The 19,250-nt window shown below is 53.3% G+C and carries 21 protein-coding genes and 1 pseudogene; 10 read left to right on the forward strand and 12 right to left on the reverse strand.

Annotated elements, in window-relative coordinates:
* A partial coding sequence (locus FOI68_RS13660) for a transposase (protein WP_185973948.1) occupies positions 1–263 on the reverse strand: 263 nt, incomplete at its 3' end.
* Between the two features lie 99 nt (positions 264–362).
* Here FOI68_RS13660 and hypF point away from each other — a divergent pair.
* The 9 genes and pseudogenes from hypF to FOI68_RS13705 form a co-directional block, all read left to right on the forward strand.
* Positions 363–2,417 (forward strand): annotated as a pseudogene (gene hypF / locus FOI68_RS13665) (carbamoyltransferase HypF); the annotation flags it as partial.
* Complete coding sequence (locus tag FOI68_RS13670) at positions 2,395–2,619, forward strand: HypC/HybG/HupF family hydrogenase formation chaperone (RefSeq protein WP_044899152.1); 225 nt, start codon at positions 2,395–2,397, stop codon at positions 2,617–2,619. The pseudogene hypF and the gene FOI68_RS13670, both read left to right, overlap by 23 nt.
* Positions 2,616–3,731: a hydrogenase formation protein HypD gene (hypD, locus tag FOI68_RS13675; RefSeq protein WP_082059621.1), complete on the forward strand. Its 1,116-nt coding sequence runs from the start codon at positions 2,616–2,618 to the stop codon at positions 3,729–3,731. Before FOI68_RS13670 ends, hypD begins: the two co-directional genes overlap by 4 nt.
* A complete protein-coding gene (gene hypE / locus FOI68_RS13680; RefSeq protein ID WP_143863498.1) occupies positions 3,732–4,736 on the forward strand; it encodes a hydrogenase expression/formation protein HypE in 1,005 nt (334 codons plus the stop codon). It abuts the gene before it with no gap.
* A 16-nt stretch (positions 4,737–4,752) separates the two neighbouring features.
* Complete coding sequence (locus FOI68_RS13685) at positions 4,753–4,968, forward strand: hypothetical protein (protein WP_143863499.1); 216 nt, start codon at positions 4,753–4,755, stop codon at positions 4,966–4,968.
* Between the two features lie 74 nt (positions 4,969–5,042).
* Positions 5,043–5,543, forward strand: a complete 501-nt coding sequence (locus tag FOI68_RS13690; RefSeq protein WP_255433474.1) for a cytochrome b5 domain-containing protein — start codon at positions 5,043–5,045, stop codon at positions 5,541–5,543.
* Positions 5,543–6,433, forward strand: a complete 891-nt coding sequence (locus FOI68_RS13695; RefSeq protein ID WP_044898428.1) for a hydrogenase small subunit — start codon at positions 5,543–5,545, stop codon at positions 6,431–6,433. Before FOI68_RS13690 ends, FOI68_RS13695 begins: the two co-directional genes overlap by 1 nt.
* 5 nt (positions 6,434–6,438) lie before the next feature.
* Positions 6,439–7,848, forward strand: a complete 1,410-nt coding sequence (locus tag FOI68_RS13700) for a nickel-dependent hydrogenase large subunit (RefSeq protein ID WP_044898427.1) — start codon at positions 6,439–6,441, stop codon at positions 7,846–7,848.
* Complete coding sequence (locus FOI68_RS13705) at positions 7,845–8,312, forward strand: hydrogenase maturation protease (RefSeq protein WP_143863500.1); 468 nt, start codon at positions 7,845–7,847, stop codon at positions 8,310–8,312. The genes FOI68_RS13700 and FOI68_RS13705 overlap by 4 nt, the downstream gene beginning before the upstream one ends.
* A 40-nt stretch (positions 8,313–8,352) precedes the next feature.
* Here the strand turns inward: FOI68_RS13705 and FOI68_RS13710 are convergent, their stop codons facing one another.
* The 11 genes from FOI68_RS13710 to FOI68_RS13760 form a co-directional block, all read right to left on the reverse strand.
* Positions 8,353–9,246 carry a manganese catalase family protein gene (locus FOI68_RS13710; protein WP_044898425.1) on the reverse strand — a complete coding sequence of 298 codons (894 nt, stop codon included), beginning with the start codon at positions 9,244–9,246 and terminating at the stop codon, positions 8,353–8,355.
* Between the two features lie 116 nt (positions 9,247–9,362).
* Positions 9,363–9,587, reverse strand: a complete 225-nt coding sequence (locus tag FOI68_RS13715) for a YuzF family protein (protein WP_370512129.1) — start codon at positions 9,585–9,587, stop codon at positions 9,363–9,365.
* Positions 9,588–10,455: 868 nt separating this feature from the next.
* Positions 10,456–11,163, reverse strand: a complete 708-nt coding sequence (gene deoD / locus FOI68_RS13720) for a purine-nucleoside phosphorylase (protein ID WP_029099219.1) — start codon at positions 11,161–11,163, stop codon at positions 10,456–10,458.
* A gap of 186 nt (positions 11,164–11,349) precedes the next feature.
* A complete protein-coding gene (locus tag FOI68_RS13725) occupies positions 11,350–12,111 on the reverse strand; it encodes a glycosyltransferase (protein WP_185973949.1) in 762 nt (253 codons plus the stop codon).
* Between the two features lie 52 nt (positions 12,112–12,163).
* Positions 12,164–13,042 (reverse strand): glycosyltransferase family 2 protein, encoded by an 879-nt coding sequence (locus tag FOI68_RS13730; protein WP_143863502.1) that lies wholly within the window; start codon positions 13,040–13,042, stop codon positions 12,164–12,166.
* Positions 13,043–13,118: 76 nt separating this feature from the next.
* Positions 13,119–14,189: a pyruvate kinase gene (gene pyk / locus FOI68_RS13735; RefSeq protein WP_255433475.1), complete on the reverse strand. Its 1,071-nt coding sequence runs from the start codon at positions 14,187–14,189 to the stop codon at positions 13,119–13,121.
* 103 nt (positions 14,190–14,292) lie between these two features.
* Complete coding sequence (locus FOI68_RS13740) at positions 14,293–15,522, reverse strand: D-alanyl-D-alanine carboxypeptidase family protein (RefSeq protein ID WP_044897627.1); 1,230 nt, start codon at positions 15,520–15,522, stop codon at positions 14,293–14,295.
* Between the two features lie 52 nt (positions 15,523–15,574).
* Positions 15,575–16,390, reverse strand: a complete 816-nt coding sequence (locus FOI68_RS13745) for a GTP pyrophosphokinase (RefSeq protein WP_029099216.1) — start codon at positions 16,388–16,390, stop codon at positions 15,575–15,577.
* 17 nt (positions 16,391–16,407) lie between these two features.
* Complete coding sequence (locus FOI68_RS13750; RefSeq protein WP_143863599.1) at positions 16,408–17,280, reverse strand: M23 family metallopeptidase; 873 nt, start codon at positions 17,278–17,280, stop codon at positions 16,408–16,410.
* 82 nt (positions 17,281–17,362) lie between these two features.
* Positions 17,363–17,635, reverse strand: coding sequence for a hypothetical protein (locus FOI68_RS13755; RefSeq protein ID WP_029099214.1), 273 nt, complete (start codon positions 17,633–17,635; stop codon positions 17,363–17,365).
* 188 nt (positions 17,636–17,823) lie between these two features.
* Positions 17,824–18,027, reverse strand: a complete 204-nt coding sequence (locus FOI68_RS13760) for an alpha/beta-type small acid-soluble spore protein (RefSeq protein ID WP_029099213.1) — start codon at positions 18,025–18,027, stop codon at positions 17,824–17,826.
* A 243-nt stretch (positions 18,028–18,270) separates the two neighbouring features.
* On the opposite strand from FOI68_RS13760, the gene FOI68_RS13765 reads away from it, so the two are divergent.
* Positions 18,271–19,149, forward strand: a complete 879-nt coding sequence (locus FOI68_RS13765; protein WP_143863503.1) for a 5'-3' exonuclease — start codon at positions 18,271–18,273, stop codon at positions 19,147–19,149.
* Positions 19,150–19,250 lie beyond the last annotated feature (101 nt).

Genomic DNA, 19,250 nt, shown 5'->3' on the forward strand with positions numbered 1-19,250 from the left:
GCCCGGTCACGCGGAACCTGAATGTCCACATCGCCGTACTCGGAACGCACCTTTTTCTTGCTGTAGCCGTTCCGGCTATTGGTGGTTTTCTTGTTTTTCGTGTCGTGCTTGGCGTAGCCAAGAGACGTCTCCAGTTCCGCTTCCAGCATCTCCTGAAGAGTCTCGGCAAACAACTCCTTCAAGGCCGACTGGATGTCTTCCACCGATTGCATGTTCTTTTCCTTGATCCACTGCTTGAGTTGCTCTTTGGACATCAGGCTCATGGGCTCTCCCAACCTTTCTTTGAATTCATTGTACCCTATTTTGAAGGTTAGGAGTTTACACAAAATAGTTTATAGACTCTCCAACCAAGCAGGAATAACGGACAAAAAATATCGGTCTTTCCTGCCGATCTGGTGGTTTGCAGCCAGTGTCTTGAGGAGATACACGATCCTGCCAGCCGCTTTTATACATATCCCTTTACCAGTTGTACAACCTGCGGTCCCCGTTACTCCATTATCCACTCCTTGCCCTATGATCGAAAACATACCACCATGTCTGATTTTTCCCTTTGCCAACGATGTGAAGAAGAGTTCCATAATCCCCTCGCTCGCAGATTTCACGCGCAAACCATCGCTTGCCCCGATTGTGGACCGCAAATCTTTTATCTGTCAAATGAACGGGATGCCAGCTCAAAACACTGGTTACAACATGTTGATCATGCATTGCGCAGTGGAATGATTCTTGCTGTGAAGGGGATCGGCGGATTTCATCTGATGTGTGATGCGACCCAATCATCCGTCATTGCAGAGTTGCGCAAGAGAAAACGCAGAATACGCAAGCCTCTTGCGATCATGATCAAGGACATCGAAACGGTGGAATCCTGCTTTGACCTGAATCCAAGCGAGCGCGAGGCTCTTTTGGGCAGACAAGGCTTGATTTTATTGATCAAGCCCAATCGAAAGGGAAGAGAGCTCTTGCCTGTCCATGAGCTGGCTCCCTGCCACACGAGGTTGGGAGTGATGCTTCCTTATTCTCCTTTGCATCATCTATTGTTTGACCAGGATCGGTGCTTTTTGGTTGCCACAAGTGGAAATCGGAGCGGTCAAAGCATCGCGAGGACGAATGTGGAGGCTCGCACACAATTACTTGACATTGCGGATGCATTTGTCACTCATGATCGGGAGATTTGCATCAGGGTGGAGGATTCGGTGGGACAGATTGTGGATGAGCATTTGCAGTTATTGCGACGCTCCCGTGGCTATGTGCCGGAATCGTTTCCATATCCGCTGCCGAATGGTTTGTCTTCTGTCCCGATTGTCATGGGGGCTGGTGCGGAATGGAAAAATACGTTTTGTCTGCTGAACGCCAATGGTGCCGTGATCAGCCAACATATCGGTGATGTGGATTCCGAGCAGCAGTTGGCGGTCTGGAGAGAAGCGGTTGCGCACCTTACAGGATTCATGGATGGGAATCCGACCGTTGTAGGGTTTGATCCTCATCCAGCCTATCTGATTACGGAGGAAATTCTGCACCGGATGTCCATATCCTGGAAAATACCGGTGTATCATCACCACGCTCATCTGGCATCCTGTATGGCTGAACATCAGCTTGCTGCACCGGTGATCGGGTGTATTTTGGATGGGACGGGGTACGGACCTGACGACAGCTTGTGGGGATTTGAAATTCTAACAGGCGATTTCCTTGGTTTTGAGCGCGCGATCCATATGGAGCCGTTGGTGCTGCCTGGGGGAGAGGCGGCCATCAAAAAACCTTGGATGATGGGGATGTCCTTATTGGCCCATGCCATGAAAGATGAATCGGACACATGGGAGAAGGTGTGTCAGGAACTATTCCCATCTTATAAAGCCTGGATTTCATGGCTCTCGGCTCAAATAAACGGACATCTGCCGTCTCCTACAGTGACCAGTGCAGGAAGATTGTTTGACGGGGTTTCTGCCATGCTCGGATTCTGTTTGGAAAGCTCCTATGAGGGAGAAGCAGCCATACTTTTGGGAGAGAAGGCTGAATGGTATAGAGAACACGCTTCTTCCTTTTGCCAGGATGAACGTTATTCATTTGCGATTGATAAAGGAGAAATAAGAGTGAAGGCAATGCTGAAGGAACTGCTTGCCGATATCCTGGATCACTCTCCCCCTGAACGGGTGGCATGGAAATTTCACCAAACGGTTGCAGAGATGATAGCCGCAAGCGTCATGATTGTTTCCCGCCAGACAGAGATTACCGATGTTGTGCTTAGCGGAGGCGTGTGGGGCAACAGAATGCTGTTGTCTCTTGCCGTTGAAAAATTGCGTCGAGCGGGTATGAACGTCTATACCCATCGAAAAGTACCTCCTGGAGATGGGGGAATCTCACTCGGGCAGGCGGTTGTTGCGCTTTGGAGGTGGGCTCAACATGTGTCTGTCAGTACCCGCTAAGGTGCTCCTTGTTGAACCATCAGGCTGGAGGGCAAGAGTTGAGTATCTGGGCAGTGAAATGGTTGTCGGAATTGGACTGCTTGAGGAGGTTGAGCCAGGGCAATACGTTCTGGTACATGCGGGGGAAGCGATTCAGGTGATGGATCGGGATGCTGCCCTCGATGCGATAGAGTTATGGAAGGAGATGATCGACAAGGCATGAATGTTTTTTCTTATCGGGATGGCAAGATGTTTCAGCAGCTCAGCGAAAAAATCATTCCCTTCCTGGCGTCAAGCATCGAACGACTCGGGAGAAAATTCAGATTCATGGAAGTGTGCGGGACGCATACCGTTTCCTTCTCGAAAACAGGGATAAGGGAGCTGCTCGCACCTTACGTTGAGCTGATCAGCGGACCTGGGTGTCCTGTCTGTGTGACGGATCAATCCGACATGGATCACATGATTGCCTACGCGAGAGAAAAGGACGTCATTGTGACTACCTTTGGAGACATGATGAAAGTACCCGGATCCGTTTCCACATTATCTCGGGAAAGGGCAGACGGGGCGGATGTGCGTATTGTCTATTCGGCGGACGATGCAGTTGAAATCGCCAAGCAAAACTGCAACAGGCAGGTTGTATTTTTAGGGGTAGGGTTTGAAACGACTGCACCGGGTATTGCCCTTGCCATCCAAAAAGCCTCCAGGGAGAGGTGCAGGAATTTCTTTGTCTATTCGGCCCATAAACTAACGCCGCCTGCCGTACAAACATTGATTCAGGATGCCGAACACCAAATTGACGGGTTTCTTCTTCCCGGGCATGTATCGGTCATGATTGGCAGGAAGGGATGGATGTTTTTAGCGGATAAGCACCCGGCGGTTATCGGCGGATTTGAACCAATCGACCTTTTGACATCCATCTATTTTCTGGCAAGAAATGTGATTTCGGGGAAAACAGACATTATGAATCTCTATTCACGCTTCGTAAGAGAGGAGGGGAATCCCAAAGCGCTGGACATTCTGAAAAAAACCTTTCAGATCATTCCCGTCCAGTGGAGGGGATTTGGAGAGATTGACAATAGCGGACTTGCCATTGGATCGTCTTACAACAGCTATGATGCGGCCAGGATGATCCCCATCCAAAAGCCGAAAACCAAAACGGCGAAAGGTTGTCGCTGTGGGGAAATTGTCAAGGGAAAGGAAAAGCCATTTCAATGCAAGCTGTTCGGGAGAGCGTGTACGCCGGAAAAACCGTTGGGTCCTTGTATGGTTTCATCGGAAGGTGCTTGTTCCACCTACTATTATTTTGAAAAGGATAAGGAGTTGGTGAATACGTAAATGACTGAAAAGATTTTACTGGCACATGGAGATGGGGGAAGCCTGACGCATCAGCTTGTGAGGGAAGTATTCAGAGCAGCGTTCAACGATCCGGCACTGGAGGCTGAGGAAGATGCCGCTTTGCTGGATGCGCCGTCCAAACATGTACGCATGAGCACCGACACATTTGTCATTCACCCTCTCGAGTTCCCGGGAGGTGATATCGGAAAGCTTGCCGTAACGGGAACTGTCAATGACTTGGCTGTTACAGGAGCTGAGCCTCGCTATCTTAGTGTGGGATTCGTTTTGGAAGAGGGCTTGGAACTCTCCTTGTTGAAACGGATCGTTCAATCGATGGCGGAAACAGCTAGGGAAGCGGGGGTACGCATCGTAGCAGGAGATACCAAGGTGGTGGAGAAGGGCAGATGTGACGGCATCTATATCAATACCTGCGGGATTGGATTTCAGGAAGATGTTGAGCGTTTGCATGTGACATCGATCTGCCCGGGCGATCGCGTCATCATTAACGGCGGAGTGGCGGAGCATGCGGTAGCCGTATTGGCGATGCGAGCAGGAATCCATTCTTCGACCGGGCTTCTCAGCGACTGCCAGGCTTTAAACAAAATCATACAGGGACTTCTTCATCGCTTTCAGACCATCCGATTCATGCGCGACCCGACACGCGGGGGAATTGCCACGACATTGAAGGAGATTGCGGAACTCGCAAAAGTAAACATCACCATAGCCGAGGAACAAATTCCGATAAAGCCGGAAGTGCAAGGCGCTCTGGAGATCCTCGGCATGGAACCGTATTACATGGCCAATGAAGGAAAGGTGATCATCATCGTGTCTCCGGAGGAAGCAGAGGAAGTCGTGACGTTTCTCCGGGATGCTCAGGGACAGCGAATGGCTTGCGAGATCGGGTATGTAACGGAAGGAACAGGGAATGTACTGCTGCAAACACCCTACGGCGGGACGAGAAATTTGAAAAGAATGGCGGGAACACCGCTCCCGAGGATCTGTTAAAAAAGGAGGGAAAGGCATGTGCCGTGATGTATCTGATCTAAGCAGGATGCGGAATCTCGTGCTGGAGCTTAGGGTATCGTTGGAAGTGCTTGAACAGCAGATTCCGATCGAATCGGTGCAGCTGGCAGACCAGATATCAGCGATAGCGGAAGGATTACAAAAACTGCTCCTGATGCTGGATGAAGATGAAAAGAGAAAGACAGAGAGGGTGACAATTACAAAATTTACATGAAAATGGCACTCACATGTGGTTCCATTCCCGAATAAGATGCCCAGAGATCTTTGCTGGAAAGGGGAACATCGCACGTGAATCAACATGACTATCTCATCTGGCAGGCTGATATCATTTTCTCTGAATTGAATTATTTGATTCGACTTCTTTACGTAACGGAGGACTACTATCAGAGAAACCTGATGGTAAACCAACTATGGAACCATATTTCCCAACTGCAATTTATCTGCCATCTCCTCTATTATTCACCTCACTACCAGGTAACACCGCTGCAACCCAGTCCGCAAATTCAACCCTCACAACCCATTCCAAGTCCGCAAAGCCCGATATCACAAAGTGTTCCACAAAATGTGGTTACTCGGGATCAGTTGGCCCGATTCACTGGAAGAAACGGTAACCCGGCTTATGTAGCAGTAAATGGGGTTGTGTATGACGTGACCAATAACGCGGCGTGGTCAGCCGCAACCCATTTTGGATTAACTGCCGGGAAAGATTTGACTAAAGAGTTTGCTTCCTGCCATGCCGGTCAGCAATGGATCCTTCGTACGTTGAAACCAGTGGGGAGGTTGGTCTGATGGAGCAGGATTATGTATTGCCGCCTGAAGATGTTTCCAACGAAGCTATAGCGAAAAGATTGACCTCCACAGCGATCGAAGAGATTCGTGCGGGCCGTTTGCAAAAAAGGAATCTGGTCTGGCTGGAGTTAACGGGATGCTCGGGGAACATCATCTCGATGATGAACGGCACCAATCCTGACCTCCAATATCTGATTACATCCATGGTCAATTTACGGTATAGCAACAGCTTGATGGTCGCTGAGGGTGAAAAGGCGATGCAGATCTTGCAGGATGTTCTGGAGGAAGAGTTCATCCTGGCGGTAGAAGGGGCTGTTGCACTGCGAAACAACGGCATGTATCACGTGATTGGCACCCGGAATGGAGAGCCGGTAACCGCACTGCAAGCTGCCCAAATGCTGGGAGCGAAGGCTTCACACGTCATAGCCGTGGGCGCGTGTGCCACACATGGAGGTCCTTCCGCCGCCAAACCGAATCCGGCTCAATGTGTCGGGCTGCCAAGCGTTTTGAATCGCAAAGTCATCAAGCTACCAGGGTGCCCTTGTCATCCGGATTGGTTTTTGGGTACGCTTGCGCACCTGCTGTTGTACGGCGAGCCCGCCCTGGATAACAGGGATCGGCCGCTCATGTTTTACAGTACCTTGCTCCACGATCGATGCCCACGACTCGACTATTTTCATAAGGGCATTTTTGCCAAGACATTGGGTGAACCGACATGTCTGTTCAAATTAGGGTGTCGAGGGCCGGTTACGCGAATAGACTGTCCGACTCGAAAATGGAACGGCTATGTCAATTGGCCGATTGGAGCAAGCACCTGCATCGGATGCACGCAATTCGGCTTCCCGGATGCGATGGCACCTTTTGTCACATATGACACCACAAGGGAGTAATTCAGATGACCAAGCGGATTGTAATCAATCCTGTCACGCGCATCAGTGGTTTCATGGAGATTGATGTAATGGTGGAGAATGGCACCGTGGTCGATGCCAAGACAAAGGGGAATTTTTTTCGCGGGTTTGAGCAAATGATGGTGGGGAGAAACCCCTTTGATGCCATTTATCTGACCCAACGGATCTGTGGAATATGTTCGACAGCTCATTCTACCGCTTCTTCCGTTGCGTTGGAACATGCGCTGAACGTACAGGTGACGGAGTTGGGCCGGTACTGGAGGGATATTATCCATGGCTGCGAGTTTTTGCAGAATCACCTCCGCCATTTTTATCAGTATACCATCCCTGATTTTGTGAAGCTGCCTGAGGTAAGCTCCATTTACCAATCCGACCATCAAGATTATCGTCTTCCCCGAGAAGTGAATGACAGGATCGCAAGGAATTACTTTCTCTCACTGGAATACAGTCGTTTGGCACATCAAATGCTTGCCGTATTGGGAGGAAAGGCTCCCCATAATCATGGCATTTTCGTGGGGGGCATATCTACCCCGCCGACGACGGACAAAATCATTGCCATGATGTCCATTTTGAACAAAATATCTGTCTTTATCAAGGATAATGCGATCCCTGATGTTTATGACATCGCCCGTTACTATCAGGATTACTACAAGTTGGGGAGAGGGCCGGGCAATTTTCTCAGCTATGGTGCATTTTACGGATATGCCACCTTAGGAACGCTGTATGTAGAACCGAGCGTCTATGCAGAAGGGACATTTGCCCCGTTTCAGTCTGATTTGATTACAGAGGATATTGGCTGCTCCTGGTATGAAGGTAAGACACAATACAAACCTTTAGAAATCATGGCGGAACCTGATCAAGAAAAGAAGAGCGCCTATTCTTGGGTAAAAGCGCCCCGATATAATAAGCTGCCTTTTGAAGTAGGTCCTCTCGCCAGGCTGTGGTTAAGCGGAGAATATCGCAAGGGGATTTCTGCTATGGATCGTACGATTGCAAGAGTTCTGGAGGCTGATAAAATTGCGGGCATCATAGGAGCGTTGTTAAGGCAAGTTGTTCCTGATGTTCCTGTGCAAAAAGAATGGAAGCTGCCGGAAGCCGCCATCGGTATTGGACTTGTGGACACGACAAGAGGTGCACTAGGGCATTGGCTTAAGATTGACAACAAGGTTTTGTCGTTCTATCAAATTATTACTCCTTCTGCATGGGATTTTTCCAGCAGGGACAGCCAAAACATTCCCGGAACTGCTGAGGAGGCATTGATTGGAACGCCTATTGCCAATCCCGATCAACCCGTCGAGCTTGGCCGCATCCTTCGTTCTTTTGATCCTTGCATGTCTTGCGCGACACATGTTTATTTGCCGGGAAAAGAGCCAAAGACCATTCAGGTGTTCGGATGAAGCGAATCGTGGTCTTAGGACTAGGAAATATCTTATTGGAGGATGACGGAATCGGAGTCTATCTGGTAGAGGACTTGTCCAAACGTGATCCAATCAAGCATGTGGAATACATTGTGGGTGAGACGGATGTTCCCTTTTCTCTGGAAATGACTCGTCATGCTGACCTGTTGATTATCGTCGATGCCGTTTTGACCGGTAAGAAGCCGGGACAAGTCACTGTCTTTCCGTGTAAAAAAGAACAAGGATTTGAGAAAGGAATATCTATGCACAATCTTCACTTCTTGGAAGAGGCATTACGTGTGCAACGATCTTGGGAAGGGATCATTATTGGCGTGGAAGCTGAGTCAATGGGCCATCATCTTGGGCTAAGCCCGATATTGCAAGAAAAGTATCTTGAGACCATGCGAAAGGTAAATGAAATCATACAGACGATTGCTTCAAATCAAATGATCGCTCCAAAGTAAGACTTGGAGCGATCTTACCATACAATCTGTTTGATCTCCTTTAAAAACCCGCTCCAGACAACCGCTTGGCAATCTCAATAAACTGTTCGGCTGAAATCCCCGGAGCAAACTCCTCCGGCAAATCATCCAGATTGGGGATGGGAGCTCCCTCCGGCGTACCGACGACCACCTGAAGCTGCGCACCGCTAAGCGGATTGGTTCCTTTCCATATCAGTCCGATATCCTTGTAGTCCGTGTCACTCCACGTATACAGGATGTTCCCGATGCCTCGTGCTTCATACTTGCGCGCGTAATCAAACTGTGTGTTATCCAGATTGGGGATTGGAAGCATCTTGGTCAGATCGGCACCGGTGATGATTTCGATTGCTTTCGCATAGGCAAGAATGTGAGCGCCTCCGCGCACGAGCAAATAGCCGATCATTTCACGCGCAACCGGATGATCCGTCATTTCGTAGACACGCATCTTATGGGTCCGGGCACCGATTTCAAGAAAAAAGTTATGCAAAAGATCGAGCACCAGATTACCACTGTTAAATACATAATCCCCATTCCATGATTTTCCCATCGAATCTCCGGGAAGCGCCGTTTGCGCGGTCGCGATAAAATGGTAGGTATTTCTCTTGTTCAAACCGTTTTGCAGAGGGGTGATATCCGGATCTCCCGGAAAGGTAGTGCCGGTGGTCAACAAGTTAATCGTATTGGAGACAAGCTCTACATGACCCACTTCTTCCGCCGTAATGCTGGCCACCAGATCGTAAAACGGCTTGAGTTTCTTCTTGTTTCGGAAATTAAATGATTGGTACAAATAATTGTTTAATGTCGACATCTCTCCGAAACGTCCGCCGAGAAGTTCCTGCACCGCAGCCGCGGCATTCGCATCCCCATGCTCTGGGATCGGGAGTTCGATCACCAATCTGTTCATACGCTTAAACATGAGTACCGCCTCCATAATCGCTGTTAGTTACTCTGTACACGATTATGTGGAGGACAGTTTGTTTCATGCCAATTATTGATGATGAAAAGCCTGATGAGAAGGATGCACCATCCTGGTCAGGAAGAAGGCATTACCCACACGATTTGCTGCGTACGGATGAAAAATGGTGTGTTGTGTACCTGCACAACGACATGGTCGGGCATCACGTGACGCAACACACCCCGAACACTACCTGTTGCCGTCTGGACTGCAACCTGCCTGCCAACCACACTTTGCAGGGTTGGATACAGGTACGGATCGACGAAACTTAGCATATATGGTGCTTCGCTGTACATTTGCATGTCTCCCAACTCCTTTTTGAATTCGTAACGCTGTAGTATATGAGTGAGCAGGGGAGTTGGGTATTTGTCCGTAAACGCAAAATGACCACGTAAAATCCCTGTAAACCTACTTATAAAAGTGAACAAGTCATGAAAAGGAAAAGGGAATCAGGTAACCGCTTATTTGGTTCCGCATGAGGAATCTCGACGGACACGAGACACTATAAATAAAAATAAGTAAAAAACAAGAGGCTTTGATGAAGAATTTTAATATTAGTTCATAAAAATGAAATTTCATGAACTGAAATAAAGAATAACCATTAAGACTATAAGTAAGGTATCAGCTATTCTCTATTCGATGAGTCATATGGTCTTTTATGATTTTTCGTGATTGAACAATGAAACACATGATAAACGTTGTTATGGCGGTATATTTGTGTCGCCAGACAACTTCAGAATCGGATGTTTCTACCCAAGTTCTTGTCATTAGGATTTTTGGTTAACGTTTTTGTATACACCATTATAAAATCAAACAGGTGTGACACAAACAAGTATACCAAATCTACAGTTTTGGTTTACTTGTTTGTGTCACAATAGGTGCTTGCGGCGTTGGTATACATGTTTGTGTCATTAGACAAAACTGTCGAACCATCACATGATGGATGCGCTTGGATTTTTAATTAGTTTACATAATATATATTATCGGACTCAAAGAAAACCGATCCTCAACCCCCGGTATTCGGTGCACGATTCGGTGCACGCCGAGGGTCAGATGTCTGGAATAACATCTCCATCTGCAAGGCCATCGCACAAGCCAATCCGAACGGCGTTTTCCCAAAAAAGAATCCGCAGACAAATGTGCCTGCGGATGTAGGTTTTCTCCCGATCGTTACCGCAGCAGCGCCGCGTCCAGAGCCACTTCGATCATCGCGTTGAACGTGGTCTGCCGTTCTTCGGCGGAGGTCGCTTCGCCGGTGAGGATGTGGTCGCTGACGGTCAGGATGGACAGGGCGTTGCGGTTGAATTTGGCGGCCAGCGTGTAGAGGGCGGCCGTCTCCATTTCCACCGCCAGCACCTGATAGCTGGCCAGTTTTTTGTACAGGTCCAGGCTTTCCTGATAGAACGTGTCGCTGGTGAACACATTGCCTACTTTCACGGGCAGGTTGCGGTCAACGGCGGCCTGGTACGCCTTGTGCAGCAGGTCAAAATTGGCCGTCGGCGCAAAATCGATCTGCTGGAAGCGCAGCCGGTTCGCCTGCGAATCGGTGGACGCCGCCATGGCGATAATCACGTCGCGCACCTTGATGTCTTCCTGGATGGCGCCGCAGGTCCCGACGCGGATCAGGTTTTGCACGCCGTACTCCTCCATCAGCTCGTGGATGTAGATGGAGATGGACGGCACGCCCATGCCGGTCCCCTGTACGGACACCCGCTTTCCTTTATATGTACCGGTAAAGCCCAGCATGCCGCGGACGTTGTTGTAGCACACTGCATCTTCGAGGAACGTTTCCGCGATGTATTTGGCCCGCAGCGGGTCGCCGGGCAACAGGATGGTTTCCGCAATCTCGTTCGCCTTTGCTCCGATATGAATGCTCATGAAACATCTGCCCCTTTTCTTCTCCATAATGTCCTACGAAGTAATCGTACTACAAACGAACCGAATAGCAAAGCTTGTCCGACCGCTCTACCCCATCCAAGCCTGACGCCGGCCGTTTCGCGCGAAAAACACCGCTGCCACCCTGGTGAGATGACAACGGTGTTTTCGGCACACGAACCGTTTTCCTTACGGTCCGAACGGAAGTATGACATGCCGGTCGCTGACGAACCGCGCCTTCTCCACGTGCGGAAACACGTCCCGCCGCCGGAACTGGTCGGCAAAGTACATCCGGTCTGACTTCTTCACGCGCTGCACGTACTGGATCGCTTCGAGGTGATCGCCCAGGATCAGCTCCTGAATGCGGGGGGAAGGTTTCCGGCGAAACACGTTGACGCTCTCCGCCTGAACGACGACCAGACCGTTGGTGATGGCCATCGCCAGCGCTTTCGGCGGAACCATCAGGCTCTCGTAGCCAAGCGCCGCAGCGGCGCTCTGTTTCATCGCATGCGGTACGGCGCTCAGGGACGAGCAGCGCAGGTCGGGGCGGGACAGCATCTGGTTGAGATAGGATGTCGCCATCGCGACCGCGTCCAGCTTGGCTGACTGGCGGAAGAACGGTTTGGCGTTGTTCAGCGCGATGTCCGCCCCCCGATAGCAGGCGTTTGCAAACGCCTGCAGCGTCTCTGCGGGCACGACGATGTCGCCGTCTGCAAACAGCAGGACCTCTCCGCTGGCTTCCCCTGCGCCGACGGCCCTCCCGACGTCGTGTCCCAACACAAACGGATAGACCACACAGGTGACCGGATGGCTGCGGACCACCTCCAGCGTATGGTCGCGGCAGCCGTTGACGATCACGATGATTTCCTTGGGCCGCAGGCGTTCCACCTGCCGCAGCACCGCTCCGATTGTCTTTTCCTCGTTGCTGACCGGGATGATCACCGACAGCATCCGGCTGTTCCTCGCCAACTGTTGGGGAGTTAGCCGCTGCCCGGCACATGGTCTAGCGCGGACGACGCGTTTTGGGCCCGGTTTTGTGCAGAGTCTTTTGCTTGGCTTTTCCACCATCACGCCAACTCCCCCCTGTCGCCCGAATCGTTTCCTGCCTGTACACGGTCCGCAGGTGCTGTTGCGGAGGAAACAGCAGCAGATCCCGGTTTCGTTCCTGATCGAAAAAGCCTGCCCGCTCCCCCTTTTCGCTCAGATAGGCGGCGATGGCTTCCGCGTGATCGCCCAACTCGAGATCAACGACTCTATCTTTTCGCCCGATGCGCGGATCGTTCAGCCGCGCAGTGTTGATCGGGCAGACTCTTGTGATGGTCAGTCCCTGCAGCACGGCCTTGACCTGTGCCTTGGGCGGGACGGCCAGCTCCTCGAAGCCGATCCGCTCGGCCGCCAGCCGGCTCATGGCGTGCGGGACGGTGGTCAGGGAGCTGCCGACCAGATCGGGCCGCCCCACGATGTGATTCAACAGCCGTTTGGCGAGAGACGTGGGGTTGATGCTCCGCTTGGATTGATAGCCGGAATAGGCATTGAGCACCACATCCCATCCCTTTTTCACTTCGTCCACGTACCGGCGAAGTTTGAAAGCCGGCACCAGAAAATCCGCGTCGATGAACAACATCACGTCCCCTCTGGCAAAAAAGGCTCCAACGGCACGACCGACGTCGTGACCGAGAGAGGGAGCCGCTTCGATCACCCTGGCTCCGTTTTCCAGCGCCAGTTTGGTTGTGTGATCCGTCACACCGTTGCAGACGACAATGACTTCCGTCAAGGGGGACACCCGCCGTGCCTCTTGGATGACGCGGACGATTCGCTTGGCTTCGTTTCGGGCCGGGATAATCACGGACACTTCAGGTGCAGGGCATGTCGCGCTGTCCATCGCGTTTCCCCCTTTGCAGGAAAATAGGATCTCTTCCTACGATACGCCGGGGAAACGCTGATGGACACGGCTGTTGTCACAGCCCCGTTTGTCCCTGCGCGGAAAGAAGGTGCAGGATGTCGTCCCAGTCAAACGGTTGATCGGCCGCCACCCTTTCGGCAAAGGCGGCCACTGTTGCCAGCGTGTCCGTACTTTCCGCCGGATAGGCGCCGCTTGCGCTCTCCGCGGAAAGCATCACGGCGTTGGTGCCGTCCAGCACGGCTTGAAAAATGTCGGTGACCTCCGCTCGGGTGGGCACGGGATGCTCCGTCATCGACTGCAGCATGTGGGTAGCCGTGATGCAGTAAATGCCCTTGCGCCGGCATTCCCGGATGATCGCTTTTTGCAGCAGCGGCACCCACTCGAACGGAACCTCCACGCCCAGGTCGCCGCGGGCGATCATCACCCCGTCTGCCGCGTCCGCGATGGCGTTGAAGTGACGCAGGGCGTCTATCGTTTCCAGCTTGGCCACAAACGACGGCGCGTGTCCGCGCGCCACTCCCGCAAAGGCGCGAATCTCGTCCATCTGCCTTCCGTCGCGTATGAACGAACAGGCGACGTAATCCACTTTTTCCATCAGCAAAAAGCGCAGGTCGTCCTTGTCCTTCCCGGTCAGCGGCGGCAGGCGGAGAGGGGTCCCCGGCACGTTGATGCCCTTGTGGCTGGAGATGGGACCGCCGACGATCACCCGGGTCAGCAGCGAATCTTTGGTCACCTGCTGCACGAGCAGCTTGACCTCCCCGTCGTTGATGTGAATCCGCGCCCCCGGCTTGACGTCGTCGACCAGACCGGGGTAATCGACGCTGGCCTCGTGCTGGCTGCCGACCGTCGGCTGCATGTGCAGGATGAAGGGTTCACCCGCGTTCAGCACGACCTCGCCGTTTACTTCTCCCAGCCTGATCTTCGGTCCCTGCAGGTCGCCCAACAGCCTGATTTTCCGCCCGAGCTCGCTTCCCGCCTGACGGATGTTGCGGATCGCGGCTTGGTGAGAACGGTGATCTCCGTGAGACATGTTCAACCGGGCGATCGTCATGCCGCTGGCCGCCAGCCGCTTCAGCATCTCCACATCCCGGCTGGCCGGTCCGATCGTGCAAATGATGTCAATCATGACGAGTTCCCTCTTTTCTTCCCAACATACCATCACGCTCAGTGTTTGTCGGGAAGCGGCATTCCATACAAAAAAGAGGACGCCCCGGTCGGGACGTCCATCATCAGGACCAATGCGCGCGGCGCGGCAGATGCCGGAGTCTCTCCCGGCGGCGCCGGCGGGATCGCGCGACGGTCAGGCCGAACAAAAACAGGTTTAACAGCAGCCAGGCAAAGAAAATCGCGTATCGCGGCGCTGCGGAAGCCGCTGCCGTCTCCTTTTTTGCGGGAGCAGAAAGGGCGGCGGCGCGGGGGGGTTCTTTTCGCAGTAACGGCAGTGTCTGGGTCAGCTCCCCCGCCCTGACCAGAAGCTGGCCGTCGGCAGTCAGCTCCGTTTGCGGCTCCGTCCCTTTGGGGACTGTGGCGTACAGATCGGTTTCCGCCTGGTAGGTGACCGCCGGTGTACCGCCGTTGGCCGCAACAGCCTGTCCAAATGTCTGGCCGGCAGAAGCCACCTGCCTGGTCTCAAAGTGGGCAAACCCGTAGTCCAGCATGGCGGTCACGTCCTTGTACGCATACGCGCTGGACCCCGCTTTCATCGTCACGGCGATCAGTTCCGTTTCTCCGCGCTTGGCCGAACCCACCAGCGTGTGCATGGCCTGGTCGGTAAAACCGTTCTTGATCCCTGTCGCTCCTTCGTAATTGCGGAGCAGTTTGTTGTGATTGATCAGCACCGTCTTCCACTCGCGGCCGTCCCACGGCAGGCGGACGGTGGCCACGATCTCGCGGAAGGTCGGGTTTTTCATCGCATATTGGGCGATTTTGGCCATGTCGGCCGCGGTCGTGTAGTGATTGGGATCGTGCAGGCCGTGGGCGTTCGTAAAATGGGTCTCGGTGACGCCCACCTTTTCCTGTAGGTATGTGTTCAGTTGGTCGGCGAAATGCTGGACGCTGCCGCCCAAATGCTCCGCGATGGCGGTCGCCGCGTCGTTGCCGGAATTCATCAGCAATCCGTACTCCAGCTTGCGCAGGGTCACCTGCTCCCCTTCCCCCAGGTACACGCGGGTGCCTTCTTCGTTGCGCGCGTTTTTGGAGACGGTTACAAGATCGTCCGGATTGCCGTTCTCAATCGCGTAGATACCGGTGGCGATTTTGGTGATGCTCGCCGGATACAGGCGAAGATGCGGATTTTTTTCAAACAGTACCTGACCCGTTGCTGCGTCGATCAGGATGGCAGACTCCCCGTAAATGCCGCTGGGTGTCAGATTGTCCTCCCCACGGGCGGATGCGGGCCGAACGCCGAGATTGCACAGGACGCAGGCCGCAACGAGCAGGTACGTAAGCAGTAGACGCATGGTTGTCGGTTCCTTTCTTGGTACTTGCGGGCATCAGCACGCCCTTGCTCGGCTAGCCCAAACGCTTGCCCAGCAGATCATGGATCATTTTAAATTTCGGATTGTCCTGAAACGCCTGTTCAAATCCGCTCACATGTTCGCGGTACAACGCCGCCGCCGATTCGTAATCCTGCTTCACGTACAGCGAGAAGATTTCTTCCAGTTTCTCCTCCAGCGACGTGTCCACTTCAGGTGGCGTCAAAATCTCCTGGCGCAGGCTGTTCATCAAGACGTCCAACTGGTGCGTGATCACGGACGCCTCGTGGAGCTGCTGCAGCACGTTTTCCGGGATGTTCCCGGCGTATTTGTAACGCAGCTCGTGTTCGTTCGTCGCCCAAAAGTTCATGCCTAACGTACGAATCTGAATTTCGCAGAACAGGGTAATTTTCTCGCTTCCGTGGTACACCGTGTAGGAAACGATCATGTGGATGCTGCGGTATCCGGATTCCTTGGGCGTCGCGATGTAGTCCTTGATGTCGTGGACTTCGATGTCTTCCCTCTCCTGCAAAAGCTGCTGGACTTCACGCACGTCGTCGATGTACCGGCAGACGACGCGCAGTCCGGCGATATCGGTGATCTCCCTGGCCACTCTCTCCTGCCAGGTGTCCTGATGAAAATCGATGCCTCTTTCCTGGGCTTTCTTGATCAGGCTGTCCACCTTTTTCACCCGCCCGACGACGAACTCGATGGGTGAATAGCGGCCGCTTTTCAAAAAGCCGTACTTGATGCCTTTCAATTTCAGCTTGAGTTCATCGACAGCCTGTTCGTACGGCGCCAGAAAATGAACGAGGTTGTTCAGCACTTTGTTGGGGACGTGCGCTGTGTTCATGCAAATTCACCTCCATGTCACTCCCAGAGGAAAGGCGATGCCTCAAAAAACGGCTGCGGGTTGACATACGTGTTGCCGATCAGCATGCCGTAGTGCAGATGGGGACCGGTGGAAAAACCGGTGCTCCCCATGCGGCCGATGATCTGGCCGCGTTTGACCATGTCCCCTGTTTTCACGTCCAGCCTGGACAGGTGGGCGTAGATCGAGAACACGTTGAGGCCGTGGTCGATGATAATCGTGTTTCCTGTCAAATAGAGGGATTCTGCCAGCACCACCTTGCCGTTGTTGCTGGCCGCGATGGGCGTTCCCGTTTTGTTGGCGATGTCAATGGCGGCATGGCGGTTCGCCGCTTTTCCGTTGACGACGCGCTGATAGCCGAACGGTGTCGTCAAACGGCCTTGGGCAGGCATGAGAAACGTATCGGTAAAATACGGCGTCTGGGCGGAGCGGGAGCGGGCCGCGTTGATCTTTTTCTGGTCGGCGTCGATCCGTTCCGTGTTTTGCCGCATCTGGTTCAGCTGTTTGCTGACGGTAAGCTTGTCGACGGCAAAGGTTTTGGGTGCGATCGTCAGGCTGGCGAGACGCTGCTTGTCCGCCGACAGCACCGCGTACGTGCCCGGCTTCGCGTCAAAGGGAATGGGAATAAACCGGACATACGCTCCATGGGAAGGAATCAGCCGGTAGGTTTTTCCCAACACCGTGACTGATTGCACACGGCTGCTCCGGATCAGCACGGCGTCGCCCGGGTGTGTCTTCGCGGGCGCTACGGACAGGTAGGGATGTTGAACCGCAGCTTGAACGGCGGTCGCCGCTTCCTTGCCGAAGGAGCTTGTCCCCGCGGCAGCAACCAGAGCGGCAACGACCAGCAGATTGGCGAGCGCTTGAATCATCACGCATTCCCTCCCATTTTCCAGTATACCAAAAGAATACGGGAAAGGAAAAAGAAAAAAGAAGGCTAGCCAACCAGCCTTCCTAGGGTTCCTGCTCCACCTGTTTTTTGTTGTAATCGGCCATCATCTCCATGATGGACGTCATGTTCGTCAGCATCTCGCTGGCCCGTTTTGTCTTCTGCGAGATGGTGCCAAAGTCAATCTTCCCTTTTTTTCGGTCGTTCCAGCGCCTGAACAGCTCACCTGCCGTGTCCGGATTGGCGCGGATACTGGAGATGCGGGAAGCGTCCTGCATCAGCCACGCCTCGAAATCGGGATTTTCCCGCAGCAGGCGCTTTACTTCTTTCTTTTTCATCCCCGGACGTCACTCCTTTCCGTCAGCCATGGTTTATTTGCCTGTTCCCTACACCATATGACTAGTCCCCGAATGTGATTGTGTGTTTACACCGGGAGGCAAAGAAAGGGCGTGTGCACCAAACGCACAAAAAGAAAAGGCCCCTGTCCGGGGCCTTTTTCATCCAGTTATTCCCTTTTTGCCGGGTGTTAGCCGCGGCCGGCCAGTTGTTGTTCAGCAAAGCTTACCAGACGCTTGGTGATTTCTCCACCTACGGAACCGTTTTGACGGGAGGTGGTGTCAGCGCCCAGGTTTACGCCGAATTCAGCAGCGATCTCGTACTTCAGTTGGTCAAGCGCCGCGTTTGCTTGAGGAACTACCAGGTTGTTGGATCCACCAGTGTTGTTTGCCACGTGTGATTCCTCCTTTAAGCGTGTTTTCTCCCGGGACGGGGTTGAACCGTCAGCGAAGCCGCTTCTCTCCAATGAGACCGAGAGGCGTTGGGAAGAAAGCATCTCCGGCTCTCTCGTGTTACTATCATCCCTCCGCCGAACGCATCCATGCAGTGTCCGGCGATGTAAAATCTGTCAAGGTCGGCCGGCCGCTTTGTGCTATAATGGGTCGTGACAGTTGGACACGAGAGGAGTCGCGTTTTTGTGAATCAACCCTGCAAAGTACTGCTCATTGACGGCATGAGTTTTTTGTTTCGCGCCTTTTACGCCTCCGCCTGGGCGGGCGGGTATCGGCAGACCTCGCAAGGCGTTTATACAAACGCTGTCTACGGGTTTACGAAAATGATGCTGGACTACGCCGACCTGGTGCGCCCCACCCATGTCGCCATCGGCTGGGATGTGGCTGCGCGGGAAACCCTGATCCGCAGCCAGTGGTACGACGGGTACAAGTCCAACCGGGTGGCGCCGCCTGAGGAGCTGGTTCCCCAGTTTGAGCTGGTCAAGGAGGTGACCGACGCCTTTTCCGTCCCGAATCTGGGCTGCCCGGGCTATGAAGGAGACGACATTCTCGGCACGGTCAGCGCGCGTCTCGCGGCCGAGGGACATCAGGTGGTCATCGCGACCGGCGATTACGACAGCCTGCAGCTTTTGTCCGAACAGGTCAGCGTGAAAATCCTGAAAAACGGCGGCAAGCACGAACACTACACGCCCGCCAGCCTGCTGGCCGTCCGCGGGATCAGGCCGGAACAGGTCGTCGACGTGAAGGCGCTGATGGGCGACGCCTCCGACTGCATTCCCGGTTGTCCGGGGATCGGCGAAAAGACGGCGGTCAGGCTGATAGCCGCCCACGGCTCCCTGGACGGACTGTATGCCAGTCTGGACGCGTGCACGCCCAAGCTGCGCGCCAAACTGGAGGAACACCGCGAACAGGTCTATCTGAGCAAAAAACTGGCGACGATTTTCCGTGACGCGCCGATCGACTTTTCGCTGGAAGCAGCAAGATGGGAATACGATCGGGAGCGGGTTCGGGATAAGTTTGCCGAACTGGAGTTTGGACGCACGCTGGTCAGCAGGGTAAGCTGAGTCACGGCAGAACCGGTCTGCCAGGATGGTGGAGCGGTTGGGACAAAGCAAGAAAACTCCCTGAGCGATCGCAGCGCCAACGTGAACACAAAAAATCCCGG

The sequence above is a fragment of the Brevibacillus sp. LEMMJ03 genome (assembly GCF_007197875.1).
Lineage (GTDB): Bacteria > Bacillota > Bacilli > Brevibacillales > Brevibacillaceae > Brevibacillus > Brevibacillus thermoruber.